Origin of the sequence: Ralstonia soli (assembly GCF_023955655.1) — a bacterium.
Classification (GTDB): Bacteria; Pseudomonadota; Gammaproteobacteria; order Burkholderiales; family Burkholderiaceae; genus Ralstonia; species Ralstonia soli.
In genome coordinates this window covers 322655-347645 of the sequence record NZ_JAMXHT010000004.1, presented here as the reverse complement: position 1 = coordinate 347645, position 24991 = coordinate 322655, and the positions used below count along the sequence as shown (strand labels likewise).

Here is a 24991-nt window from a genome sequence, read left to right as displayed (position 1 = left end):
CCGCACGCAATACTGGATGCGTGCAATACAGCCGCCATCCGTATCTGCCGAATGTCTTCACTGCTGTCCTTCTCTGTTGCCTTGGGCCTGGGGCTGGCGATCGGCCTTGAGCGCGAGCGTAGCCATGCCGACAGCGCGGAGTTGCCCGCAGGCATACGGACCTTTGCCATCGGGGCGCTGGCCGGTGCCATTGCGGCGAGCCTGCCGATACCGTTTGCTGTGCCGGCTGTGTTGCTGGCCGTCACGGTGCTGGCGGCGCTGGGGTATCACCATTCGGCGAATGTGGATCCTGGTGTGACGACGGAACTCGCGCTTGTCGCCACCACCCTGCTGGGCGCTTATGCCGTGAGTGCGCCTGACATGGCGGCCGGGCTCGGGACGGTGCTCCTCGTCTTGCTCTATGCCAAGGCGGGTTTGCATCGGTTCGCCCGCACGGTCATCACCCAGCGTGAACTTGCCGATCTGCTGATTCTCGCCGTGGCGGCGTTGCTGATCTGGCCGGCCGTCCCGGACCGGGCGATGGGACCATGGAACGCATGGAACCCGCATACGCTGTGGTTGGTTGTGCTGCTGGTCATGCTGACGGGCAACACGGGCCACTTTGCAGCGCGATGGTTCGGCGAGCGCATCGGGCTGCCGCTGGCGGGGCTGTTCAGCGGTTTTGCATCGAGTGTCGCAACGATCACGACCATGGCCGCGCGCGTTCGGAAAGGCCATCGTTGCATTGACGGCGCGGTTGCCGCGGCGCTGCTGTCCAATGTCGCGACGCTGGTGCAGATGGGGGTGCTGATTGCCGCCATCAACCTCGACTTGCTGCGCATGCTGGCGGCCCCGCTGGTGATCGGTGTTGTGACAACCGTGGCGTGGTCCGCGCTATGGATATGGCGTGATGCCGGGGCACCTCAGGAAGCGTTGGAGAGTACGGCGTCGTCGATCAACTGGCGAGTCGCGATCGGCTTCGCCTTGTGGACGGCGACCTTGCTGCTCGCTGCCGCCGCCGCACACGCCTGGTTCGGGGCGGCGGCGGTGGCCGCTGTCACGGTGGTTGGCGCATTCGCCGATGTGCATGCGGCGACAGCGTCCATTGCCACACAAGTTGCCAGCCAGAGAGTGCCGCTTGCGGCGGCAGGAATGCTCATCATGCTTGCATTGACAGCCAATACCGTTGCGAAGGTTGCCGTGGCCATCAGCGGAGGCCGGGCGTTTGCCAGCAAGGTTGCCGCCGGTCTACTGACGATGCTTCTGTGCAGCTGGGTACTGTTCTGGTTCGCGGTCTAGTCAATCCCGGCCAATGCCCAGCGCCCAATAGAGCGGGCACATGCGGATGAGCCCCGTCACCAAAGGCACCAGGCCCAGCCAGCCAACCCATGCGGGCACTTTGCCAAAGAACGCCAGCAGGATCATGGCGATACCGATCAAGATGCGGACGGCGCGGTCCGCGGTGCCGACATTGGGAAACATGGCAATGCTCCTGAAGAATGCTTGGTTGAAGGATTAGAGAATCAGATCGGACGGCGCATGCTGGCGGGAGTCGGTCACGTTGTCGCGGCCGAGAATGCCGGCCAGCAAGGTCCATTCGCCGCCCATTGCACGGATGGCATCGTCCAGGCTCAGCATGCCCACCAGCCGTTGCTGACGATCGACCACCGCCAGACGGTGCAGACCGTGGCTGAGCATCGAGCGCAACGCTTCGCTGATGACGGCGTCGTCGTGGATGGTCAGCAGGCCACGGGTCATGACCTGGGACACCGCGGTCTGCGTGCAATCGCCGCGGCTGGCGATGCCGTGCACCACCATGTCGCGGTCGGTCACGATGCCCACCACCCGCGAGCCTCCAGCGGTCCGTTCCGTGACCAGCAATGCGCGAACGTTTTCATCCCGCATCAATCGGGCAGCGTCTTGCAGCTTCGCCGTTGTCTGAACGTGGACGATGCGGTGGGAGCAAATTTCATTAACCCTCATGCTGGACTCCGGTGCGCGTACGCTTTTCACTATAAGAACGGGCCGGTGTCAGAAGTTGATCCCGCACAAGGTGCCGTGAGCTTGTCGTCGCTGCACGAGATCGGGCAGCGCAGAGCGGACCAGTCTATCGAGCAGTGGCTTTTGGCCATTGAGGCAGATCAATGGCATTGCGATGGCGTCTGGCGCGTCAAACGCTGATGTAAATCAATGGGCGATCTGCCCGGTGGTCCAACATGGAATCCAGCGAGCCCGCTTGTGGGCAGACGACGGATTCGATGGAGGCACATCATGTACGACAGGATTCTGGTCGCGGTGGACGGCAGTCCCACGGCGGATCGCGCGCTGGATGAGGCCATCCAGCTTGCAAAGAAGCTCGGCTCCGAACTGGTCATCGCCCACGTGATCGACAACGCCTACCTGAAGTACGACGTTGGCTATATCGATATCCGTGGTTTTACAGAAGCGTTGATGGCGCAGGGCAAGCAGATCATTGCCGATGCACGCGCCAAGGCCGAGAAGGCGGGCGTGCAGGCCCGCGGGGTGGTGGTGGACGACCCGATCGGAACCTTCGACATTGGCTTTGCCATCGAGCACACGGCAAAAGACGTTGGCGCGCAGGCGCTGGTGCTGGGCACGCACGGCCGGCGCGGCTTCCAGCGCCTGTTCCTTGGCAGCGTGGCAGAGAGCGTCCTGCGCCAGAGCACGCTGCCTGTCTTGCTGATTCGCGCTGTGCCGACCGAGACACCGGACGTCGCCACGGAACCGCTAAGCAATGTCGTCATTGCCTAGCCGCCAGCCTGCCTTCTGACTCGACACCGGGATCCGACCATGAGCTACGCCAGCGTAATGGTGCATCTGGACCGCAGTGAGCGCGCCATGCACCGCCTCAAACTTGCCGCGCTGTACGCGCAGGCGCACCACGCCAAGCTTGTCGGCATCTATGCGAGTTTTGCGCCGAGCCCCAACTGGTTCTACATGATGGAAGGCGCCGCGCGCTATCTGGAGGAAGACCGTGGCCGGCGCGACACGGTTCGGGATCTCGTGCACGCGCGCTTTCGCGACGCGATGGAGGGGCTGTCGGTGGATGCGGAGTGGCGCGCCGTGGAAGGTGACCCGCTGGCCCTCGTGCTGCGTGAGGCGCGGGAGGCCGACCTGCTCGTCGTGGGGCAGCGGGATCCGGATGATGCCGATGGCTTTGTCGCCGGCGACTTTGTGGAAACGCTGGTCCTGGAGTCGGGCCGCCCCGTGCTGGTTGTGCCTTACGCGGGTAACTTCACCGCCTTGCCGCGGCGTGTGCTGGTGGCCTGGAGCGGCGGCCGCGAGTCCGCCCGCGCGCTGCACGATGCCATGCCCATGATGGCGGGTGCGACGGTGCATGTGCTGCAGATCAACAGTACGCAGCCAAGGCACTGGGCCGAGGAAACGACAGTCGGTCAGGTTGCACGGGCACTGAACGCGCGCGGCGTACATACGACGGTGGAAGAAGCCGACTGTGCAGATTCCGACGCCGCCGTGGGTGAGGTGCTGCTCTCCCGCGCGGCCGATTTCAATGCCGACTTGATCGTGATGGGAGCCTACGGACACAGCCGCCTGCGAGAAATCGTGCTGGGCGGGGTGACGCGCACCCTGCTGAAGACGATGACCGTGCCGGTGCTGATGTCTCACTGAGCTCACTGAGTTCACCGAGACTCGGCCCCGACGGAGCTCCAGGAGACCACCATGAAGAACGATATCCAGCTCAAGCGCGATGTCGAAGACGAGCTGCAATGGGATCCGGCGGTCGATGCCAGCCGCTTTGCCGTGCAGGCCAAGGACGGTGTGGTGACACTCTCCGGCAGCGCCGATACGTTTGCCGACAAGCACGCTGCGGAAGAGGCGATCCGGCGGGTGGCCGGCGTGACCGCGCTGGTGCTGCATGTAGACGTGCATCTGCCCCCGGACATGCGCCGCCCTGATGACGAGATTGCACAGGCTATCAGCAGCGCGCTGCACTGGAACCCATCGGTGCCGCTGGATGCTATCCGGATCATTGTCGAAGACGGCGCCGTGACGTTGCGCGGCGAAGTCGATCAGGACTTTCAACGCCGCGCGGCGCTGGACACCGTGCGCAGGGTGCGTGGCGTCAAGTCGGTTGCGAATGCGCTGACATTGCGCGACGCTGCCGGGCCGGCCGACTTGAGCGTGCGCATCATCAAGGCACTGCAGCGCCTGGCCGCGATCGATGCTTCGCGCATCAATGTGTCCGTCTCGGATGGAACGGTCACCCTGCATGGGCCGCTGCGCAACCTCAATGAGTGCCGCGCCGCGCGCGAGGCCGCATGGGATGCGCCGGGCGTGCGCGCCGTTGTCGATCAGATGTGGGTGGGCCCGTAGGGGCGGCAGGCACATCTCACAAGGTCCAACGCACAGGAGTTCAATATGGAAAAGAAACTGATCGTGTACTACTCGCGCACCGGTACGGCACGTCAAGTCGCCGAGCAGATGGCGGCACAAAGCGGATGGCAGCTCGCCGAGGTGTCGGATGAGCACCCGCGCGCCGGTTTCTGGGGCGACGCGCGCTGTGTGATCGAAACCGTGTTCCATCTGCGCGCCAAGTATCACTATGAAGGTCCGCCGCTGGATGAAGTCGAGCACGTGATCGTGATTGCGCCGATCTGGATGGGGCATCTGGCCTCACCCATGCGAGACTTCCTGGCCGACCAACTGCCGCTGGTGGGGCACCTGTCAGTGATCTGTGTCATGGCCGCGCGCGGGGCATTCAATGCGGTCGAAGAGATCATGCGCATCACGTCCAGCATTCCGGCGCCGGTGCTGGCGCTGTTCCAGCGCGATGTGCTCAGTGGCCTGTCGCAAGACGAGATGGCGGGCTTCATCGACCAGGTGAAGACTGCTGGCCGGTGGGAACAATCGAGACACAGGCCGGCGTGGCTGTCGCCCACCGAAGCCTGAGCCAGGGCACGTAGTTGTCCGCAGAACCGATCGAAGGAGACGGCATATGAGCCGCTTTACCGAGGCGCAATGGAACCGGCTGAGGAGCTTGCTCGACGAGCAGGAGGCGCGCGTGCAGCGCCAGCTGTCTGCGCTGGGTGCGTCTATTGCCCCGGTGCCGAGAGAAGCACCGTTCGAAGACGCCGATCGTGCTGACGAGGAAGCGGGCGAGAGAACCAACGACGTCATGCTCGCGCGCTACCGCAGCGAGCTTGAGCAGCTGCACGCTGCGCGCGAGCGCATGCAGCAGCACCACTACGGTATCTGTGTCGATTGCGGCGAGGCGATTCCGTTCTTGCGCCTGCAAGCCCAACCGACCGCCATGTGCTGTCTGCCCTGTCAAACAGCGCGTGAGCGCCGCTGGGCATAGCCGGGCGATGACATCCAGCAGGAGTGAGACATGAAAAGCGATCTGGGCATCAAGCAGGACGTCAGCGACGAACTGCTCTGGGAACCTGCGGTGGATGCCGCAGCGATTGGCGTGGAGGTGGACCGCGGCGTGGTGACGCTCACCGGCCACGTGCACAGCTATATGGAGAAGGTAGCCGCCGAGCATGCGGCCGAACGCGTGGCTGGCGTGCGCGGTGTCGTCCAGAAAATCGAAGTCATCTTGCCGGGCACGCACACGGACGCAGACGTTGCCCAGGCAGCCCGTGCCGCGCTGGAATGGCATGCCAATGTGCCCTCCAACCGCATCGAGGTGCTGGTCGAGAACGGCTGGGTGACGCTGTCAGGTGAGGTGGATTGGCCGTACCAAAGCGAACTGGCGGCCCACGCCGTGGGGTCGTTGCGCGGTGTCGCAGGGCTGATCAACCGGCTGCGGATCAAAACCCGTGTGGCACCGGCCAACATCGCTGAGCAAATCGGCGCGGCGCTCAAGCGGCATGCCGCGCGCGAGGCCGACCACATTCAGGTCTCCGTGCAGGGCGGGACGGTCACGCTCAGCGGTCGTATCGATTCCGCGTCGGAGCGGCGTGCGGCCAAAGGCGCGGCATGGTCAGCTCCCGGCGTGACGGAAGTCATCGATCATCTCCAGATCGCGCCGTAAGGCCGGAAAGCCAATTCCGATTCACCAGTACGCCGCCCTCGCCAGGAGCGGGGCGGCGTCCACTTTGTTTGCTGCAAGCGGGGCGATCAAAGCTCCATCAGCGCGGCCTTGTCTGTCAACTCGATGTTCTTGCCGCTCACGACGATCCAGCCTTCGCGCTGGAACCTCGACAGCGCACGGCTGACGGTCTCCAGTTGCATGCCAAGGTAACTGCCGATCTCTTCGCGGGTCATGCGCAACGTGAAGCTGGAAGGGGAGTACCCGCGATCCTGCATGCGTGTGGAAAGATTCAGCAGGAAGGTCGCGACACGCGCTTCCGCGGTCAGCCCGGCGAGCAGGAGCATGAGCCCCGACTCGCGCACGATCTCTTCGGCCATCAACTGATGCAGCCGGTGCTGCAGCGGCCGGATGTCCTGGCACAGGTCTTCAATGCAATGAAATGGCATGGAGCAGACCGTGCTGTCTTCCAGGGCGATCGCATCGCAGGTGTGCTGGTCGGCGGCAATGCCGTCAAGCCCCAGCGTTTCACCGGCCAGTTGGAAGCCGGTGACGTGGCTTGCCCCATTGGGATGCGACACCACAGTCTTGAACGAGCCCGAGCGGATGGCATACAGCGCATGAAAGCTGTCGCCCGCGCGGAAGAGGGCTTCGCCCTTGGCGATCTTGCGCCAGGTGTGAACCATCTGGTCCAGCTGAACGCGTTGTGCGGAAGGCACGGCGCCGGCGATACAGGCCCAATGCATCATGCAGTTGCCGCATTGGCTGTTCGGCATCAACGGCGTTGCCGGGCGGGCCTGTGTTGCGTCGCGGACGAGCCTGAGCTGGGGCAGCGCTGCAGGGCGGGGTGTGTCGACGGGGGCGGGGGACTCTAGCGTGCGCGGAATCATGGGGCGGCTCCGGAAGGCGTCTGTGGTTTCTGATCCACACCCTCGTTGGGGTGGTGTGTATCCGGTCACTGCGCTCCATCAAGCCCGGTGTCCGTAAGGTCAGTATCGGAGGCCCGGCGTTTGCGCGAAATCAGGCGCCGCTGAGATGCACGTCGGGATGTGCCGTGCCGTTGTCAGGGTTTCCTGACAGCGGTGGCAGGGTTTTCCGGGGGGCGTCTAAATCACCCGGCTAGTATCTCCCGCCCCAGGAATGGGCTATGTTGGTTGCATCCCGACCTTTTGGCGGTGTTCGTGGCGGAGCAAGACACCCAATCCTCGAAGGCAACGCACAGGCGCCTGTTGCAGCTGCAGTCCACCTCAGCCGAACTGGTGGTTGGGGGGCTGGCCATCTTGCTGCTGGTCGCGTCGGTCACGCGGTTAGCTCTGGCACTACAGGCCAGGGATGCCCCGTTTATTTTGCTGGCCTCGGCAAGCATCGTCGCGATCGTGGCGCTGGTGTTCTATTGGCTACGACTTCGGAAGCTGCGCGCCGCAGTGGCGCGCGATCTGACTTATCTTGAGAAGAGCGAAGCCCGGCTGGCCGGCATCATCCGGTCATCCATGGAGGCCATCATTTCCGTCGACGATGCGCAGCGCATCGTGCTCTTCAATCCCATGGCGGAAACGCTGTTCGGGTGTCCGGCACGGCATGCCATCGGTCGGCCGCTGTCAGACTTCATACCCGAGCGGTTTCGCGGTGCGCACGAAGCGCACGTGCGGCGCTTTGGGGTGACGGGCGTATCGGAGCGCCAGATGGGCAAGCAGCGGCCGCTGTTTGCGTTGCATACGGACGGGCGGGAGTTTCCGATCGAGGCGTCGATCTCGCAGATCGAAGTGAACGGCGGCAAGCTCTTCACGGTGATGCTGCGCGATACCACGGAGCGTGTCCGCGCGGAAGCGGCGCTGCGGCGATCGCAGGAGGAGCTGCAGCATCTGTCGGACAGCATTCTGGCCACGCGGGAAGAAGAGCGGCACCGCATCGCCCGCGAACTGCACGACGATCTGGGCCAGCGTCTGAGCGCGCTGAAGATGGATATTTCGCTGCTGGCGGCGGATCTGCGTGCCGGGAGCGGCGACAAGGCGTTGATCGACCAGACTCAGGCGATGCAACATGTGATCGACGAAACGATTGCAGCGGTGCGGCAGATCTCGGCCGATCTTCGGCCGCCGTTGCTCGACGAGCTGGGCCTGGTGCCGTCCATCGATTGGATGGCCAAGAATTTCCGCCAGCGCTTCGGCCTGGTCGTCAACGTGCATGCGCAGGAAATGGCGATGCCGGAGCGCGCCGCCATCTCGGTCTTCCGGATCGTGCAGGAGGCGCTCAACAACGTCGTGCGCCATGCGGATGCCACCAGGGTGGAAATCGCGTTTTCACAACAGGACGACATGCTGGAGTTGTCCATTCAAGACAACGGGCGCGGCTGGAGCGGGGCGCCTCCGGCGGCGGGCGAACGCAAACCGCTGGGGTTGCTCGGCATCCGGGAGCGGGCCCGGTTGCTGGGCGGTCAGGCCACGATTACGCACGCGCCAGCCGGCGGCTTCCGCCTGAGCGTACGCTTTCCTGCCGTTCACCAAGCCGCCGAGGAGGCCCGGACATGATTCGCGTGATGATCGCCGACGATCACGCTGTGATGCGCGATGGCGTGCGTCATATTCTGGAGCGCGCCGGGGATTTCGAAGTCGCGTGCGAAGCCTCGGACGGTACGCAGGTCCTGCAACTGGTGCGCGACCATCAACCGCAGGTGATCGTGCTCGATCTGTCGATGCCGGGGCGCAGTGGGCTGGAGTTGCTGCGTCAGTTGCATGACGATCACCCCAGGGTGCGTGTGCTGGTACTGACCATGCATGCCGAAGAGCAGTACGTGGCGCGCGCCTTTCGCGCAGGCGCGGCGGGTTACCTGACCAAGGAGAGCGCCGCCACCGAACTCGTCACCGCGCTACAGAAGGTGGCGCTCGGCGGCACCTATGTCAGCCCGCCCATGGCGGAGAAACTCGCGCACAGCCTGGGCGAACCGAGCGAAGAGGCGGCGCACACACGGTTGTCCGATCGCGAGATGGAGGTCTACCGCCGGCTGGTGCGGGGCGAGCCGCTGACCGAAATCGCCACCAGCCTGTGCGTGAGCGCCAAGACCATCAGCACCTACAAGATGCGCCTGATGGACAAGCTGCAGCTCTCCAGCGAAGCCGCCCTTGTGCGCTACGCGATACGGCATCGTTTGTTTTCCGACGACGATACGCTGTAACCCCCTCGCCGCAAGACTCGGCCTGGCCTTGCGGCACATCAAAGGCCTGCACCCTTGAATCGCTATCGTTGATGCACATGCATCGGCGGGCCGATATCGCCGGGGGGACTCGCTCGGTCTGCCGTGCATGACCTTGGGGGTCATGTGCAAGCCATTCTCAAACTCGCCTACAAGCTGTTGGTCAACGACAGGGCCAAGTTGAGCGGCTTGCTGGTCGGTATTACGTTCGCAGTGTTTCTGATGATCGAGATGACGTCGCTGTTTGCTGGCGTGCTCAATCGGTCTTCGTCTGCCGTGTACAACATCGGCGCACGCATGTGGGTCATGGACCCGGCAGTCAACACCGTGGCCAATACGATCGGCATGCCGGACTACGTGCTCGATGCGGTACGCAGCATTGACGGCGTGAAGTTTGCCGTACCGCTGTATTCGGGCGGTGCGCTTGTGCGCCTGAACAGCGGTACTTATCAGCCCGTCACCGTCGTCGGTATTGATGACACCAGCCTGTTCGGCCGCCCCCACATGCTCAACGGCCGTATTCAGGACCTGTACGGTGAGAACGCCTTCATCGTCATTCAGGATGCCGAGTTCGGAAAACTGGAACATCCACACATCGGCACAGAGTTCGAAGTCAACGACCATCGCGGGGTGATCGTCGGCATTGGGGAGGTCACCACCAGCGGGCTGTTTGGCATTCCCACCCTCTACACCACGTACCGTCGGGCCGTGCAGTACCTGCCCAGCACGCGCTACACCATGTCGTACATCCTGATCGAACCCAAGGGTGATGCCGACATTGCTGCGATCGAACGTGCGGTAGACAAGCTCGGCTATCGCGCCCTGACAAAAGAGGAGTTCATCGCACGCATCTCGCACTTCTATACGTACCAGACGGGGCTTGGCACCAACATCCTGCTGATGACCGTGATCAGTTTCGTAGTGGGGCTGTCGATATCGGGGCAGACCTTCTACACGTTCATCCTGGAAAACCTGGAGCGCTTTGGCGCGCTCAAGGCCATTGGGGCCAAGGGGCGCGAGCTGGTGACGATGATCGTCTTCCAGGCCACGTTCGTCGCATTGGTGGGCTACGGGCTGGGGATCGGACTATGCGCGCTGTCCATTGCAGTGGTGCGGCTGCGCATTCCGGACTACGCGGCCATGATCACGTTCGCCAATCTGACGCTGGCGCTGGCCATGGTGATCGTGATTGCCGGCATCTCGGGCTATATCGGCGTGCGCAAGGTGCTGCGCATTGAGCCCTTCGACATCTTCCGGGGCTGATCGTGGCCAACGTCGCCATCGCCGCACAGGCACTCGACAAATGGTTCGGCGAGGGCGAGGCACGCACCCGTGCGCTCATGCAGGTCAGTTTCGAGGCCTATTTCAACGAGATGCTCTTCGTCGTCGGCCCCTCGGGCAGCGGCAAGACCACGCTGCTGAGCGTGATCTCCGGCATCCTGCGCCCCGACGGCGGCCGAGCTGTGGTGGACGGGGTCGATATCTGGAGCCTGGATGCCGACGCGCTGGCCGATTTCCGCCTCGGCAAGATCGGCTTCGTGTTTCAGGACTACCACCTGTTCCCGCGTCTCACCACGCTCGAGAACGTCGCCATCCCGCTGATCCTGAGGCATGTCGCCTGGGACGCCGCACTCGACCAGGCCATGCATTACCTCGATGTGGTCGGCCTGAAGAACCGTGCACAGTTACCGCCGGTCAAGCTCAGCGGTGGTGAACAGCAGCGCGTAGCCATTGCGCGCGCCATTGTCACGCAGCCGGACATCCTGATCCTGGATGAACCCACGGCATCGCTGGATGGCGATACCGGTCGTTCCATCATGCAGTTCGTGAAGACCGAGATCCTGAACGCGCACCGCTGCATCGTGATCGTGACGCACGACGCGCGCATCCTCGACATGGCCAGCCGCATCCTCGACATGGAAGACGGCAAGCTGAGCCGTATTGAACACGGAGAGATGCGGTGAAGATCCGATGGTTGTTTGTGCTCTCGGTGATCGGCGCGTTGGCAGGGATCGGGGCGGCCATCTACTACGCGCGGCAGAGGCCACCGCTGCCGCCAGTCTTCCAACCTGCGGCCAACCCCTACGCAACAGGCATCTACGCCAATGGGATTGTCGAAAGCGACCAGCCCAGCGGCGCCAACCTGAACCTGTATTCCGAGGTGTCGGGCACCGTGGCGCGTATTGCCGTGCAAGAGGGACAGGCGGTCAAGCGCGGTGATGTGTTGATCCAGATTGAAGATTCCGTGCAACGCGCGCTGACTGCGCAGCAGCAGTCACAAGCAGATGCCGTGGATGCCCAGTTGAATGCGCTGCTCGCCCAGCCACGCAAGGAAACGCTGGATGTCACCCGTGCCCAGGTGAGCGCTGCAGATGCCGGCCTGCGCACCGTGCGGGACCAGTTGGACAAGCTTGAAGCAGCCACCCGGCTGAATCCCAAGGCAGTCAGCCGCGATGCCATGGACAACGCCGCCAATGCGGTGCGCGTGGCTCAGGGCAATCTTGCGGTTGTCCAGCGTCAATACGATCTGACGCGTGCCGGGGCGTGGAGCTATGACATCCGTACGCTGCAGAAGCAGCGCGATGCCTTGCAGAAGGGCGCAGCAGCGGCTGCGGCGCTGCTTGAAAAGTATGTGGTGCGCGCGCCTGTGGATGGCACGGTCATGTCCGTCAATACGGCAGCGGGCGCCTATGTGTCACCGCAGGGCACCTATGACGCCTACACGCGGGCCAATGTGCCACTGGTCATCATGGGCTCCGGTCAAAGCCGACTGGCGGTGCGCGTGTACGTGGACGAGATTCTGGTGCACCGACTGCCGCCGGGCGCGGTACAGGCACGCATGTTCCTGCGCGGTACCGATGTCAGCGTGCCGCTGGAATTCGTGCGCGTACAGCCGTATGTGTCGCCCAAGGTGCAGTTGTCCGATCAGCGCTCGGAGCGCGTGGATGTGCGCGTGCTGCCGCTGCTCTTTCGGTTCAAACAGCCGGACAAACTTGCAATCTACCCGGGGCAACTGGTCGATGTGTATCTGCAGGGGGCATCGTGAAAGCCGCTGTGTGGGCGACAGCCGCGGCGCTGACGGCTGCAGGCTGTGCGGTCGGGCCGGATTTCCACGCGCCGCCTGCGCCAGGCGTCGATCGTTACCTGCGTGATGGCAATCCCGAGCAAACCACCTCCGCCGACGGCGTTGCGCAGCGTTTTATTGCTGCAACGGTGCCGGCAGACTGGTGGCGCGCCTTCGGCAGTCCGGCGCTGGACAAGGCCATGGAAACGGCCGTCGCGTCCAACCCGACCCTGGAGCAGGCCCACGCCAATCTGCGCGCCGCGCAAGACTTGTTGCGCGCCGGCGCAGGTGTGTTCTATCCGCAGGTGGCCGGGTCGGCCGATGTGTCACGCCAGGCGGCGGTGCCGGCCAAGCTTGGGCAGACTGGCGCGTCGAGCCTCTTTACGCTGTGGACATTGGGGGCATCCGTCAGCTACGCCGTCGATGTTTTCGGTGGCAATCGGCGGGCCGTGGAAGCACTGGCGGCTCAAACCGAAGGACAGCGATACGCGGTCGCCGCTGCTTATCTCTCACTCACCGGCAATCTGGTGAACGCCGTGATCGCCCGCGCGGCCTATGGGGCGCAGATCGACACCACGCGTAGTCTGATTACCGTGGTGCGAGAACAGGTTGAGATCGCACACGCGCAGGTCGAAGCGGGCGTCATGGCACACGCCAGCGAGTTGAGTCTCGCGGCGCAGTTGGCGTCGTTGGAAGCGTCTTTGCCGCCGCTTGAGCAAAAGCGAGACCAAGCGGCGCATCTGGAAGCCGTATTGACCGGCCGATTCCCTTCTGAGGCCGATGCCGCAGACGTCGCGCTCAGCGGGTTGCAACTGCCGGTGGACCTGCCCACGCTGGTGCCCTCTGAACTGGTGCGTCAGCGCCCGGACGTTCTTGCCGCGCAAGCGCGCCTGCATCAGGCCAGCGCCGAGGTGGGGGTTGCGACGGCGGCGATGCTGCCAGCTCTGACCCTCAGCGCAGACTATGCCCGCATGAGTGCCCGCAGCGCCGACCTGTTCGGTGCGCAGGCTGGTGCCTGGAGCCTGGGCGCGAACCTTGTCGCGCCGCTGTTTGAGGGCGGTACGCTGTATTTCCGCCGTGCGGCATCCAAGCAGGCGCTGCAGGCGGCAGATGCCAACTATCGGCAAGTGGTGCTCGCGTCGTTTGAGCAGGTGGCGGATGTGTTGCGCGCGCTGGCACACGATGCAGCCCAGCTCGATGCGCAGCTGCGCGCACAGTCAGCGGCAAGCGCCGCAGTGGAGGAAATCAACGCCGACTATCGTGCGGGGGTCGCCAGCTATCTTCAGGTGTTGAGTGCCGATCTCCAGTACCAACAAGCCGTGCTTGGCACGCTGCAGGTGCGTGCACAGCGGCTGCAGGACACGGTTGCGCTGTTTCTCGCTCTGGGCGGCGGCTGGCGTGGCGCCAGTCTTGAAGCGCCCGTAGCAGCGCACGCGCCGTGATTGCGGCTGTCTGGCGACACGTCGTCCGCCTCCCTCCGCGCAAGGACAGACCATGAGCATCGAGAATATGCCGCTACCGGCGGCTGATGAACTCAGCGTTATCGGGAATCGCGTCTTCAAGGACATTGCCGTCGGTGACACGGCCAGCATGGAGCGCACGCTCACGGCGGAAGACGTTCAGCTGTTCGCCATGCTGACCGGGCAGACGGAAGGCCCGCCACTGGCGGCCTCAGGGCACGGCATTGCCGAGGCGCACGCCGCTGTGCCGGGCATGCTGGGCGGCGCGCTGATTGGGGCGTTGCTCGGCCAGCGGCTGCCGGGGCCTGGCGTCACGCATGTTAGCCAGACCCTGCAGTTTCTGGCGCCTGTGCGTGTGGGCGACACGTTGACAGTGTCCGTGACCGTGGTGAATCGGAATGTGGCTCAACATCGGCTCACGCTGGCGTGCCGTTGCGTCAATGCGGACGGCGCCATCGCCATCAGCGGTGAGGCAGATGTGATCGCGCCCACCGGGCACGTCGAAGTGCCACGCAATGCGCTACCGGATCTGCGCGACAGCGATGCGGGTCTTCAGCGCTTGCTTGCGCATGCGCGCAGCTTGGGTGCCGTCCGCACGGCAGTCGTGCATCCGTGTGACGCGCTGAGCCTGTCGGCGGCGCTGGATGCGCGTGCTGATGGCCTGATCGTGCCGCGTCTGGTCGCCCCGCGCGCGCGGCTGGAAGCCGTTGCGGCAGAGGCCGGGCTGACGCTGGCAGGCGTGGAGATCGACGACGTTCCGCACAGCCACGCCGCAGCGGCGCGTGCCGCAGAGCTTGCCGCGCAAGGCGAAGTCGAAGCGTTGATGAAGGGCAGCCTGCATACGGATGAGTTGATGTCGGCTGTGGTGCGCGCTGAGGCAGGGCTGCGTACCAAGCGCCGGGTCAGCCATTGCTTCCTCATGCAGACGCCGGCGTATCCGCGCCCGTTCATCCTGACCGACGCCGCTGTCAACATCGCCCCGACGTTGGATGACAAGGCCGATATCGTGCGCAATGCGATCGATCTGGCGCACACCATCGGCGTGGCGCGCCCGCATGTTGCGATCCTGGCGGCGGTGGAGACCATCAACCCGCGCATGGTCGCCACGCTGGATGCCGCGGCACTGTGCAAGATGGCGGATCGCGGCCAGATCACGGGGGCGGTGCTGGATGGGCCATTGGCATTTGACAACGCAGTGTCGGCCGCGGCTGCGCGTATCAAGGGCATCGTCTCGCCAGTGGCCGGGCAGGCCGATATCCTCGTGGTGCCGGACCTTGAGAGCGGCAACATGCTGGCCAAGCAGCTCGAATACCTGGGCGGCGCCATCAGTGCCGGGATTGTGCTGGGTGCGCGCGTGCCCATCGTGCTCACGAGCCGTGCCGACCTGCGCGCCTCGCGACTCGCATCGTGTGCAGTGGCTGTCCTGCTGGCGCATCGCTATCGGATGGTGCCGCCATGAGCGCATGCATTCTGGTACTCAACTGCGGTTCGTCGAGCATCAAGTTCGCCCTGTTTGATGTGGACTTGCTTACCGCACGCCATGACGCCCTCTGGCGAGGCGAGATTCAGGCGATCGGCAGTGGCCGCGCCACCGTCAGGGAAGGGGACGCCACGCCGTCCACCGTAGCGTTGGACGTAGCACAGCCGTATCACGCGGCGCTGCTTGAGATTCGCACACGCGCCAGGGAGCAGCTTGACGGGCGGCACCTGATGGCCGTCGCGCATCGCGTGGTTCATGGCGGCAGCAAATACGTGATGCCCGTGCGGGTGACGCTGGCGGTGCTGGCCGAGTTGCAAAGCTACATACCGCTTGCACCGTTGCATCAGCCATTCGCGCTGGAGGCGATCGGCACCTTTCTGGAAGAGCACCCCGACGTGCCGCAGGTGGCGTGCTTTGATACGTCATTCCATCACACGGTCCCGACGGTAGAGCAGGTGCTTCCGCTGCCCTACGCACTGTTCGAGCGCGGCATGCGGCGCTATGGCTTTCACGGCCTGTCGTACGAGTACATGACGTATGCGCTGCCGATCCGGCATGGCGATCGGGCCAAGGGCCGCACGATCGTTGCCCATCTGGGGAGCGGCGCGAGCCTCTGTGCCATGCAAGACCTGGCCAGTGTGGCCACCACGATGGGCTTCTCCGCGCTCGATGGGTTGATGATGGGCACGCGCTGCGGCGCCATCGACCCTGGCGTTGTGCTACATCTGATGGAGGTCGAGGCGCTCTCGCTCGAACAGGTCGGCCATCTGCTGTATCACGCGTCGGGCTTGCTTGGGGTGTCCGGCGTATCAGCGGACCCGCGTGTGCTGCTGCCGCGGGAACCGAACGATGCGCGGTGCGCGTTGGCGCTGGCGCTTTATGTGCGGCGCATCGTGCGCGAGATCGGCGCACTCGTTGCCGTGCTGGGCGGGTTGGACATGCTGGTCTTCACCGCGGGCATCGGGGAGCACAACGCGGTCATCCGCGAACGCGTGATGGCCGCCCTGGCGTATCTGGGTGTGATTGCGGACCCTGTAGCCAACGCCGGAAACGCGGCCGTGGTATCGGCGCCGCAGAGCCACGTGCGGGTCGTGGTCGAGCCCACCAATGAAGAATGGGTGGCGGCCCGCCACGCATTCGCCTGCACACGAGGAGCCTAACGATGCGCGGCAAGCCACGCTGGGAAACACTGCCCACTGTGTTGCCCTCCCGTACGTCCGCCGATGACGTCTCGATGTGGGCGAGCCTGCCGGCGCATGAGGTGCTGGCGCGGCTGCAGACCCAGCCACATGGGCTGACGCAGGAAGCCGCGTCACAGCGCCTGCGCGAATGCGGGCTCAACCGCGTGGCCAATGGTCATCATGAAGGCGTACTGCTTGAGCTGGTGCGCCGTTCGGCCAATCCGCTGAATCTGCTGCTCATCTCGCTGGCGGGTGTCTCAGCGGCGTTGGGCGATGTGCGGGCGGCCGTGCTGATCGCCGTCATGGTGGTGTTGAGCGTGGTGCTGGGTTTCCTGCAGGAGCACCGCTCGAACCGGGCGGCGGAGGCGCTGCGTCGCATGGTCCATACGACTGCCACCGTGCGGCGCCTGGGCGCGGATAGCGGCGAGGGCATCCGTGAAATCCCCATCGAGCAACTGGTGCCGGGCGATATCGTGCAGCTCAGCGCAGGCGACATGGTGCCCGCAGACGTGCGGCTGCTCGACGCCAAGGACGTCTTCGTCAATCAGTCGGCGCTGACCGGCGAGGCGATGCCGCAGGAAAGACATGCGCAACCGAGCAACCAGCACACCAGCGCGGATTTCGACCTGCCCAACCTGTGCTTCATGGGCAGCGCCGTGGTGAGCGGCTACGCCACGGGCGTGGTACTGACCACCGGCCAGCGGACCGCCTTCGGCCACGTGGCCAACCTGATTGCAGCGCAACGCGTGCAGACCAGCTTCGATCGGGGCATTACCCGGTTCACCTGGCTGATGCTGACGTTGATCCTGGTGATGGCGCCCACCGTCTTCCTCATCAATGGCCTGACCAAGGGCAACTGGTTCGAGGCGCTGCTGTTTGCGGTGGCGGTGGCCGTTGGCCTCACGCCCGAGATGTTGCCGATGATCGTCACGGTCAACCTGGCCAAGGGCGCTATCGCGATGTCGCGCAAGAAGGTCATCGTGAAGCGGCTCAATGCCATCCAGAACTTCGGCGCGATGGACGTGCTGTGTACGGACAAGACCGGCACACTCACGCAAGACCGCATCATCCTCAAGCATCACCTGGATTTGCGCGGCGAAGAATCCGACCAGGTGCTGGAGTACGCGTTTCTGAACAGTTTCTATCAGTCTGGCCTGAAGAACCTGCTGGACGTGGCTGTGCTCAAGCATGTGGAGCTGGAGCAACGCCTGGATGTGCACGCGCGCTTCCGAAAGGTGGACGAGCTGCCGTTCGATTTCGAACGCCGGCGCATGTCGGTGGTACTGGCGCGGGACGACGGCACACACGTGCTGATCTGCAAGGGCGCGGTGGAGGAGGTGCTGGCCGTCAGTACGCGCTACGTCAGCGGTGACGAGGCTGGCCCGCTTGAAACCAGTCACCTCGAACAAACGCGGCAACTCGCCGAGAACCTGAACGCCGATGGCTTTCGTGCCGTGGCAGTCGCATACAAGGAGCTACCGCCCCAGCAGAACGAGTACGCAGTGGCAGACGAGTCCGGGCTGACATTGCTGGGTTACATCGCTTTTCTCGACCCGCCGCGTGAGACAGCAGCAGCGGCCCTTGCCGCGTTGAAGGAAGCCGGTGTGGCGGTCAAGATCCTCACGGGTGACAACGCCATTGTTGCGCGCAAGATCTGCCGCGAGGTCGGGCTGGCCGTCGAGCCGGTGGTGCTCGGCACTGAGCTGGCCGCCATGTCGCCCGAGCAAGTGGCCGACATTGCCGAACGTGCATCGGTCTTCGCCAAGGTGTCACCCGCGCAGAAGGCGGCCATTGTCGAGGCGCTGCATCGCAGAGGCCATGTCGTCGGCTTCATGGGTGACGGTATCAATGACGGGCCTGCGCTCAAGGCCGCGGATGTCGGCATCTCCGTGGATAGCGCGGTCGATATTGCCAAGGAGTCCGCTGACATCATCCTGCTGGAAAAAAGCCTGGCGGTGCTGGGCGAGGGCGTCACGGAAGGGCGCAAGGTGTTCGGCAATATCGTCAAGTACATCAAGATGGGCGCCAGTTCAAACTTCGGAAATATGTTCAGCGTGCTGGGCGCCAGCCTGTTCCTGCCGTTCCTGCCGATGGCACCGGTTCAGGTGCTGCTCAACAACCTGCTGTACGACTTCTCGCAGACCGCCATCCCAACCGACAACGTGGATGAGGACTACCTCGTCAAGCCGCGCCGATGGGAGATCGGCAACATCCTGAAGTTCATGCTGTACATGGGGCCCGTCAGTTCGGTATTTGACTTTGCGACCTACGCGCTGCTGCTTGGCGTCTTCCATGCGTGGAGCAGTCCGCCGCTCTTTCAGTCGGGATGGTTTGTTGAATCTCTGCTCACGCAAACGCTCATCATCCACATCATCCGTACGGGCAAGGTGCCGTTTGTGCAAAGCCGCGCAAGTACGCCACTGGTGCTGACCAGCGTTGCCATTGCCTGTGTGGGTGTGGCAATGCCGCTGACGCCCGTCGGAGCCCTGTTCGGCTTTGTGCCGCTGCCGGTCTCGTACTGGCCCTGCCTGGCGGCAATCGTGTTGGCCTATGGCTTGGCTGCCTATGCGATGAAGGCCTGGTACGTGCGCAGGTATGGCCTGGACTGAGCCCGGGTGCGGCTCGCTAGCGAAGTGCAGCGATCATCCAGCCTGGCGTTCGTCGTACGGTGCTGTGCCGAGCGCGCCCCGGACCTCGGCATCCTCCACCTGAGGAAAGTCGGCGTAGTACATGCCGACCGCGCGGAAACCTGGCGGTGCGTAGAGGCAGACGATCTCGTCGGCCAGCGGTCGAATGTCGTCCAGGCTGTCTGGCGATGCCACAGGAACCGCGCAGATGAGCCGTTGCGGATGGCGCTGACGTACAGCGTGGAGTGCCGCCTTCATGGTGGCGCCGGTCGCCAGTCCATCGTCGACGACGATCACGATGCGTCCCTGCACATCATAGGGGCCCCGGTTGGGGGTATAGAGCGCCCGGCGACGGCGGATGACGTCCATCTGCTCGGCCGTTTCCTGCTCGAGGTATGTCGTATCCGCGCCAACGCGGCCGGCATACGGCGCGATGTAGCTCCAGCCGCTCTCGTCCACGGAGCCGACTGCCAACTCGCGGTTGAATGGCGCACCGAGCTTGCGGACCAGCGTCACATCAAGCTGGCCGTCGAGTGCGGTGGCGATGAGTGCGCCCATGGGAACCGCACCGCGTGGAATGGCCAGCACCAGCGGGTGCGTGCCCCTGTATTTGTCCAGCGCGAGCGCCAGCTGGCGCGCTGCATCCAATCGATCTTTGAATCGCACGGCGCTACCTCGTGTGTTGATGGGGTTGGGCGGTTGCCCTCAGATGGCGGACAAACCATGCGCGCGCCAGCTCAGCTACCTGTTCGAGCGCACCGGCTTCTTCGAAAAGGTGGGTTGCGTGTGGCACTGTCTCCAGGGCCTTTTCACATTGCATCTGGGTCAGGGCTTGGCGGTTGAGCCCCAGCACGTCCAGGTCGACCGCGCCGACGATCAGCAGGGTCGGGCAGGCAAGCTTGCTCAGTGCATGTTGCCCGGCAAGATCCGGCCGGCCGCCGCGGCTGACCACCGCTTCGATCGGGCAGGCGTCATCGGAGTCGGCCGCCGCCAGGATCGCGGCCGCAGCCCCCGTGCTGGCGCCGAAATATCCGAGCCGCAGCTTGCGTTCGCGCGCAATGTTGCCCACCGCGCGGGTTGCCGTGCGCAGGCGTTGCGCCAGTAGCTCGATATCGAAGCGGCATGAGGCGTGCGCGGCTTCATCGTCACTCAATAGATCGAACAGCAGCGTGCCCAGTCCGGCAGCGTTGAGTTGATCGGCAACATACCGGTTGCGTGGGCTGAGCCGCGAGCTGCCGCTGCCGTGCGCAAAGATCACGAGGCCGAATGCGTTGGCGGGGCAGTTCAGGTTGCCTTCCAGCACGGCGTCGTCCGCCACGATGTCCATGCTCAGAGAGAGCGGCTCGGCATGCATGACGAAGATCTCCTGAAAGAGGGCGACCGCCGGTTCAGACGCTCAGCGGCGGTTGGACGCTGCCGGTCGTTTCGCGCTCGCGTTCGTTGTGCACCAGGCGGGCGATCAGGCTCCATTCGGTGGCCATGGCGCTGAGCACGTCGTCCAGAGACAGGACACCCACCAGCGCACCGTCGGACGTCACCCCCACGCGCCGGACGCCGCCCGAGAGCATTTCCTGCAACGCATCGCTCAGGCTCGCCTCGATCGGTACATTCAGGATGCCCCGGCTCATCACATCGGCCACGCAGGTCTGGGATGGGTCAATGCCAACGGCAACCGCGTCGAGCACCATGTCGCGGTCTGTCACCACACCGATCGCATGAGGGCCAGAAGGGGTGTTTTCTGTGACCACCAGCGCGCCGACATGCTTCTGGCGCATCTGCTGTGCCGCCTCTTGCAGCGTGCAGGAGAGCGGAATGTGGACCGCATTGTGTGAATAGACGTCCTGAACTCGCATGATGGGCTCCTGGGGTGCGCTGGTCAGGCGGCGTGCGCAACATTGGATGCGGCCGGGCGTGAGGGTGTCGTACGCTTGGCTTCGGAATTCGGCAGCCCCATGACGTTGAAACTGTCGAAGAAGGCGCGCAGTGAATCGGCGGAAGCGGCAAACAGTTGCGAGGACGAGGTTTGCCCCTGCGGCCGCTGCATCTGTTCGCTCCATTCCGTGAGTTGACGCAAATAGGCTGCCTGTAGATTGTTGATGAAATCGGCCCATGTCTTCACCGCTGCGGCGCTGTGGGTCGATTGCATTTTCATGAACAGGCTTTGGGCCGTGGCCAGCGACGACCAGTCATGCGTGCCGCTGAGTTCGTGTTCCATCTCGCGCACATCTTCGAGCGCGGCCTCGGCCAGCTTGAGGCGAAAACGGGACAGTTCAATCTGCGCGTCGAGCATGAAACTGGCGGTACGGCTCATATCGCGCAGGGCAGCGCATGCCAGGTTGCAGGCCATGTCTGAAGGTTGTTGCATTGCGGTCTCCGGTAGGGGCTTGGCAGGCAGGGGAGTGGGCCCGCCACAAAGGGGCATCCGTATGCAGCGTAGGCATTCTGTGCTGGCGTGCGTTGATATGGCGCAAGTTGGCGGGCGCGCGCGAAACGCCGTCACGCCCGTGCATGGCTTCAGGGTGCTTGATTGCCTACGCCAACATGTTGGGCATCGGGGCTTTGCATGCTTCTGACATCAGGCAACACCCGATGCGCTCCGGCAGGGATGACATGCGCCCGCTCCTCCACGCCGAGCGGTTGTTGTGTGGCGATCTGCGCATCCAGCACGCGCAAATCCGCTTCCGAGGCATCGAGCCCGGTGCGCATGCGAGCGCGGATGCGCGTGCGCAGCGTGTCGACATCGGCCACGCAGTCGGCAATGCCGACCGTTACGCCCCACCGCCGCGCGAGCACGAAAAACCGCCTGCGCTGGTGCTCGGCCAGAAAGGTGGCATCCGCAATCATCGGAAAACCAGCCTCCACACCCACCCTGCAGATGGCCGCAAGGCGCCGGTAGGTTCGCTCCACCGCGCTCGGCGTGTAGCGGTCGGCAGCATTGGCATACCGGTTGCGCTGACGTTCGACGTCGGAGCGCACGCGGATCATGCCTTCCGCCTCCGCAAGCTGCGCGGCACGGGTGGATTTTCCGCTGCCGGAAAGACCGTGCATGAGGAGAATGCACGCGTCGTTTCTGCAGAGCAGCTCGCGCGACAGATCGAGCATCTGGCGAGCCTCGTCCCGAGGCGCTGCAGCCCGCTCAGGTGCGCCTTCCAGCTGATGTGCACGCTCCAGCAGCACACGGGCGCGCACCAATGCGCGCATCGCTGCGTAAAAGGGCAGGACCGCCAACCCACCGTAGTCGCCGCTTCGTTCCAGATACCGGTTGATCAGGCGATACGCCAGTCCATGCAGACCCGAGGCGAGAAGGTCCATGAACAGGAAGGCGGTGTCGTACATGGTGTCGATCCACCGCAGCCGCAGTGAAAACTCCAGGCAATCGAACGGCGTGGGCTGTTCGCCGATCAAGACGATGTTGCCGAGGTGGAGGTCGCCGTGGCATTCGCGGATGTGACGGGTGCGCCGACGAGAGGTGAAGGCGCTTTCGAGGCGGTCTGCATGCTGACGAAGCAACGACACCGCGCTCGCCGCAGCGGGTTCCCGGCTCAACGCAATGACCCCCGCGGCGCAGTCCTCAAGCGTGCGCCGGATGCTTGCCGGCATTCCATCGTCCGCGCACGGCGTGGCAACCGGCGCGGTTGCGTGGAAGTCGGCGATCAGGTCGGCCAGGGCATCCATGTCTTGGGGACCAAGGCGCCCATCGTCCGCTCTTGCTTTCAAAACGTCATGCTGGGCGAAGCGGCGCATGCGGACCGCATAGTCGATTGGGCGGCCTTGCCCGTTAACGTGGATGGCGCCCGTGGCAGCGTCCTGCGTAATGGGCACCACGCCGAGGTACAGCGCAGGGGCAAGGCGGCGGTTGAGGCGGCATTCCTCCTCGCAATCGATTTGCCGCGCAGCGAGGGACGAAAAATCCACGAAGTCGAGCTTGACTGGTTTGCGCACCTTGTACGCAAAGTCGCCGGCCAGGAATACCCACGACAGATGGGTTTCGATCATCTGCAGATCGGCGGCTGGGTGTGAATACGCAGCCGCCTCAAGCATGCCGGCGAGCAGGGCTTGAGCCGGCCGTGCGGATGGGGTGGGGAGGGCTTGCTCGGCCATGCGCGGGTTTCTCCTCCTGACACGAATGCTCAATATCGCTCGGCCGGTACCGGGTGCCCTGACGCAGATCAACGTCCGCGCAGGGCGCTTGCCTAGCATGGAGTCATCATTCTCTTGGGTGACTTCCATGAAAGCGCTCGTCTACGAAGGCCCCGGCAAGATTACGCTGGCCGACAAGCCGAAACCGGAACTGCAGGCGCCCGGCGACGCGGTGGTACGCGTCAGCTTGACGACCATCTGCGGCACTGACTTGCACATCATCAAAGGCGACGTCCCGACCTGCGAGCCGGGGCGCACGCTCGGGCACGAAGGCGTAGGCGTGGTGGAATCGGTCGGTGCGGCCGTGACATCGCTCAAGCCGGGTGACCACGTGCTGATCTCCTGCATTTCATCGTGCGGCAAGTGCGCGAACTGCAGGCGCGGCATGTATTCGCACTGCGAGACGGGCGGCTGGATCCTGGGCCATCGCATCGATGGCGTGCAGGCCGAGTACGTCCGGATTCCGCACGCGGAGACCAGCCTCTACAAGCTGCCGCCGGGTGTCGATGAGGAGGCACTGGTCATGCTCTCGGACATCTTCCCGACCGGATTCGAGTGCGGCGTGCTCAATGGCCGCGTGCAGCCGGGCAATTCCGTGGCGATTGTCGGAGCGGGGCCCATCGGGCTGGCCTCATTGTTGACGGCCCAGTTCTACTCCCCGGCGCAAATCATCATGATCGATACGAACGCTGCTCGGCTGGAAGTCGCCAGTCGGCTGGGTGCGACGGCTTGCATCGACGTCTCCAGCCAGGACGCGGTGGCTGCCGTGAAGGGGCTGACGGATGGCGTGGGTGTCGATTGTGCGATCGAGGCGGTGGGCGTGCCTGCGACCTTCGAGTTGTGCCAGGAACTGGTGGCGGCCGGCGGCGTGATCGCGAACATTGGTGTGCACGGCGTCAAGGCCGACCTGCACCTGGAAACGCTGTGGAGCCAGAACATCGCCATCACCACGCGGCTGGTGGATACGGTCAGCACGCCGATGCTCTTGAAAACGGTACGTGCGGGGAAGCTGCTGCCGGGCCAACTCATCACACACCGGTTCAAACTCGACGACATCCTCACCGCCTACGACACCTTCCGCAATGCCGCGAAGACGCAGGCACTCAAGGTGATCATCTCCGCATAGGCGGTCGCGCATATCGAATGGATCTTCAGTCTTGTGAGGTGGACACCATGAGCGAGGCAATGCTCCTGTCTTATGACCCTGTGCAACACGTGTTGCCGAAGCCGACGTCACATGCCGCGCCGGCAACCATAGCGCTGGCGCCACCGCTGCTGGATGGCGACACCACGCTGATTGGTGCGCTGACCAAGCGGCAGAGCGTGCGGGAGTTTGCACCCACGCCGCTGTCACTCCAGCAACTGAGCGAGTTGCTGTGGGCCGCAGATGGCATCAACCGGCCGGAAACAGGCGGGCGCACTGCACCTTCAGCGCATGGCTTGAACGAGATCGATATCTACGTTGCATTGCCTGAAGGCGTGTACCAATACGAGCCTGGGGCGCACCGGCTGCGGCTCAAGCACGCCGTGGACGCGCGCAATCTGACCGGGTATCAGGATTTTGTCGGCAAGGCGCCGCTGGATCTGGTGTACGTGGTGAACCACGCGCGTGCCGACCAGATGCCCGAAGCCTTGCGCGAAACCTTTGCCGGCGTTGCGGCGGGGTCCATCTCGCAGAACGTTTCGTTGTACTGCGCCTCGGTGGGGCTGGGCTGCGTTGTGCGCGGCTGGCTCAACCAGCGTCTTCTGGCAGAAGCCCTGTCGCTCAATGAAGACGAGGTGCCGGTGCTGGCGCAAACGGTGGGGCGGCCGGTCCCCACGCGGTGAGGTGTGCGATGAAGCAGACGAAACTCC

Annotated in this window: 26 protein-coding genes; 18 read left to right on the top strand and 8 right to left on the bottom strand. The window is 64.2% G+C overall.

Annotated elements, in window-relative coordinates:
- Positions 1-51: 51 nt before the first annotated feature.
- Positions 52-1278, top strand: a complete 1227-nt coding sequence (locus NG900_RS11895) for an MgtC/SapB family protein (protein ID WP_252680411.1) — start codon at positions 52-54, stop codon at positions 1276-1278.
- On the opposite strand, the gene NG900_RS11890 is transcribed toward NG900_RS11895, so the two are convergent.
- Both NG900_RS11890 and NG900_RS11885 read right to left on the bottom strand, forming a co-directional pair.
- A complete protein-coding gene (locus NG900_RS11890; protein WP_252680409.1) occupies positions 1279-1461 on the bottom strand; it encodes a YgaP family membrane protein in 183 nt (60 codons plus the stop codon).
- Between the two features lie 33 nt (positions 1462-1494).
- Positions 1495-1962: a CBS domain-containing protein gene (locus NG900_RS11885; RefSeq protein WP_289813764.1), complete on the bottom strand. Its 468-nt coding sequence runs from the start codon at positions 1960-1962 to the stop codon at positions 1495-1497.
- 288 nt (positions 1963-2250) lie between these two features.
- Here NG900_RS11885 and NG900_RS11875 point away from each other — a divergent pair, with 288 nt between their 5' ends.
- Genes NG900_RS11875 through NG900_RS11850 form a run of 6 tightly spaced genes read left to right on the top strand, consistent with a single transcriptional unit; the run spans position 2251 to position 5998 of the window.
- Positions 2251-2751: a universal stress protein gene (locus NG900_RS11875; protein ID WP_252680408.1), complete on the top strand. Its 501-nt coding sequence runs from the start codon at positions 2251-2253 to the stop codon at positions 2749-2751.
- Between the two features lie 39 nt (positions 2752-2790).
- Positions 2791-3630, top strand: a complete 840-nt coding sequence (locus NG900_RS11870) for a universal stress protein (protein WP_252680406.1) — start codon at positions 2791-2793, stop codon at positions 3628-3630.
- 51 nt (positions 3631-3681) lie between these two features.
- Complete coding sequence (locus tag NG900_RS11865; RefSeq protein ID WP_252680404.1) at positions 3682-4335, top strand: BON domain-containing protein; 654 nt, start codon at positions 3682-3684, stop codon at positions 4333-4335.
- A gap of 45 nt (positions 4336-4380) precedes the next feature.
- Positions 4381-4911 carry a flavodoxin family protein gene (locus NG900_RS11860; protein WP_252680402.1) on the top strand — a complete coding sequence of 177 codons (531 nt, stop codon included), beginning with the start codon at positions 4381-4383 and terminating at the stop codon, positions 4909-4911.
- 46 nt (positions 4912-4957) lie between these two features.
- Positions 4958-5320 carry a TraR/DksA family transcriptional regulator gene (locus NG900_RS11855; protein ID WP_252680400.1) on the top strand — a complete coding sequence of 121 codons (363 nt, stop codon included), beginning with the start codon at positions 4958-4960 and terminating at the stop codon, positions 5318-5320.
- Positions 5321-5350: 30 nt separating this feature from the next.
- Positions 5351-5998 carry a BON domain-containing protein gene (locus NG900_RS11850; protein WP_252680398.1) on the top strand — a complete coding sequence of 216 codons (648 nt, stop codon included), beginning with the start codon at positions 5351-5353 and terminating at the stop codon, positions 5996-5998.
- 86 nt (positions 5999-6084) lie between these two features.
- Here the strand turns inward: NG900_RS11850 and NG900_RS11845 are convergent, their stop codons facing one another.
- Positions 6085-6885, bottom strand: a complete 801-nt coding sequence (locus tag NG900_RS11845) for a helix-turn-helix domain-containing protein (protein WP_252680396.1) — start codon at positions 6883-6885, stop codon at positions 6085-6087.
- Positions 6886-7149: 264 nt separating this feature from the next.
- Between NG900_RS11845 and NG900_RS11840 the strand changes: the two genes are divergently transcribed.
- The 9 genes from NG900_RS11840 (at position 7150) to mgtA (ending at position 18979) form a co-directional block, all read left to right on the top strand.
- Positions 7150-8523 (top strand): PAS domain-containing sensor histidine kinase, encoded by a 1374-nt coding sequence (locus NG900_RS11840; protein ID WP_252680394.1) that lies wholly within the window; start codon positions 7150-7152, stop codon positions 8521-8523.
- A complete protein-coding gene (locus NG900_RS11835; RefSeq protein ID WP_252680392.1) occupies positions 8520-9167 on the top strand; it encodes a response regulator in 648 nt (215 codons plus the stop codon). The genes NG900_RS11840 and NG900_RS11835 overlap by 4 nt, the downstream gene beginning before the upstream one ends.
- Positions 9168-9311: 144 nt before the next feature.
- The gene (locus NG900_RS11830) at positions 9312-10448 is read left to right on the top strand and encodes an ABC transporter permease (RefSeq protein ID WP_252680390.1); all 1137 of its coding nucleotides are present in this window, start codon (positions 9312-9314) and stop codon (positions 10446-10448) included.
- Between the two features lie 2 nt (positions 10449-10450).
- Entirely contained in the window at positions 10451-11149 is a 699-nt protein-coding gene (locus NG900_RS11825; RefSeq protein WP_420804145.1) for an ABC transporter ATP-binding protein, read from the top strand.
- Positions 11146-12231 carry an HlyD family secretion protein gene (locus NG900_RS11820; RefSeq protein ID WP_252680388.1) on the top strand — a complete coding sequence of 362 codons (1086 nt, stop codon included), beginning with the start codon at positions 11146-11148 and terminating at the stop codon, positions 12229-12231. Before NG900_RS11825 ends, NG900_RS11820 begins: the two co-directional genes overlap by 4 nt.
- Complete coding sequence (locus tag NG900_RS11815) at positions 12228-13691, top strand: efflux transporter outer membrane subunit (RefSeq protein WP_252680386.1); 1464 nt, start codon at positions 12228-12230, stop codon at positions 13689-13691. The genes NG900_RS11820 and NG900_RS11815 overlap by 4 nt, the downstream gene beginning before the upstream one ends.
- A 52-nt stretch (positions 13692-13743) precedes the next feature.
- A complete protein-coding gene (locus tag NG900_RS11810) occupies positions 13744-15168 on the top strand; it encodes a bifunctional enoyl-CoA hydratase/phosphate acetyltransferase (protein WP_252680384.1) in 1425 nt (474 codons plus the stop codon).
- Positions 15165-16349 carry an acetate/propionate family kinase gene (locus tag NG900_RS11805; RefSeq protein ID WP_252680382.1) on the top strand — a complete coding sequence of 395 codons (1185 nt, stop codon included), beginning with the start codon at positions 15165-15167 and terminating at the stop codon, positions 16347-16349. Before NG900_RS11810 ends, NG900_RS11805 begins: the two co-directional genes overlap by 4 nt.
- Positions 16350-16351: 2 nt before the next feature.
- A complete protein-coding gene (gene mgtA, locus NG900_RS11800) occupies positions 16352-18979 on the top strand; it encodes a magnesium-translocating P-type ATPase (protein ID WP_252680380.1) in 2628 nt (875 codons plus the stop codon).
- A 33-nt stretch (positions 18980-19012) separates the two neighbouring features.
- On the opposite strand, the gene NG900_RS11795 is transcribed toward mgtA, so the two are convergent.
- The 5 genes from NG900_RS11795 to NG900_RS11775 all read right to left on the bottom strand — a co-directional run bounded on the left by NG900_RS11795 (position 19013) and on the right by NG900_RS11775 (position 23098).
- Complete coding sequence (locus tag NG900_RS11795) at positions 19013-19663, bottom strand: phosphoribosyltransferase (RefSeq protein WP_252680378.1); 651 nt, start codon at positions 19661-19663, stop codon at positions 19013-19015.
- A gap of 4 nt (positions 19664-19667) precedes the next feature.
- A complete protein-coding gene (locus NG900_RS11790; RefSeq protein ID WP_252680375.1) occupies positions 19668-20351 on the bottom strand; it encodes a dienelactone hydrolase family protein in 684 nt (227 codons plus the stop codon).
- A gap of 34 nt (positions 20352-20385) precedes the next feature.
- Complete coding sequence (locus tag NG900_RS11785; RefSeq protein ID WP_252680373.1) at positions 20386-20850, bottom strand: CBS domain-containing protein; 465 nt, start codon at positions 20848-20850, stop codon at positions 20386-20388.
- Between the two features lie 23 nt (positions 20851-20873).
- Positions 20874-21344: a hypothetical protein gene (locus tag NG900_RS11780; RefSeq protein ID WP_252680371.1), complete on the bottom strand. Its 471-nt coding sequence runs from the start codon at positions 21342-21344 to the stop codon at positions 20874-20876.
- A 167-nt stretch (positions 21345-21511) separates the two neighbouring features.
- The gene (locus NG900_RS11775; protein ID WP_252680369.1) at positions 21512-23098 is read right to left on the bottom strand and encodes a bifunctional aminoglycoside phosphotransferase/ATP-binding protein; all 1587 of its coding nucleotides are present in this window, start codon (positions 23096-23098) and stop codon (positions 21512-21514) included.
- A 127-nt stretch (positions 23099-23225) separates the two neighbouring features.
- Between NG900_RS11775 and NG900_RS11770 the strand changes: the two genes are divergently transcribed.
- Complete coding sequence (locus tag NG900_RS11770; RefSeq protein WP_252680367.1) at positions 23226-24263, top strand: zinc-dependent alcohol dehydrogenase family protein; 1038 nt, start codon at positions 23226-23228, stop codon at positions 24261-24263.
- A gap of 47 nt (positions 24264-24310) precedes the next feature.
- Complete coding sequence (locus NG900_RS11765) at positions 24311-24964, top strand: SagB/ThcOx family dehydrogenase (protein ID WP_252680365.1); 654 nt, start codon at positions 24311-24313, stop codon at positions 24962-24964.
- Positions 24965-24991 lie beyond the last annotated feature (27 nt).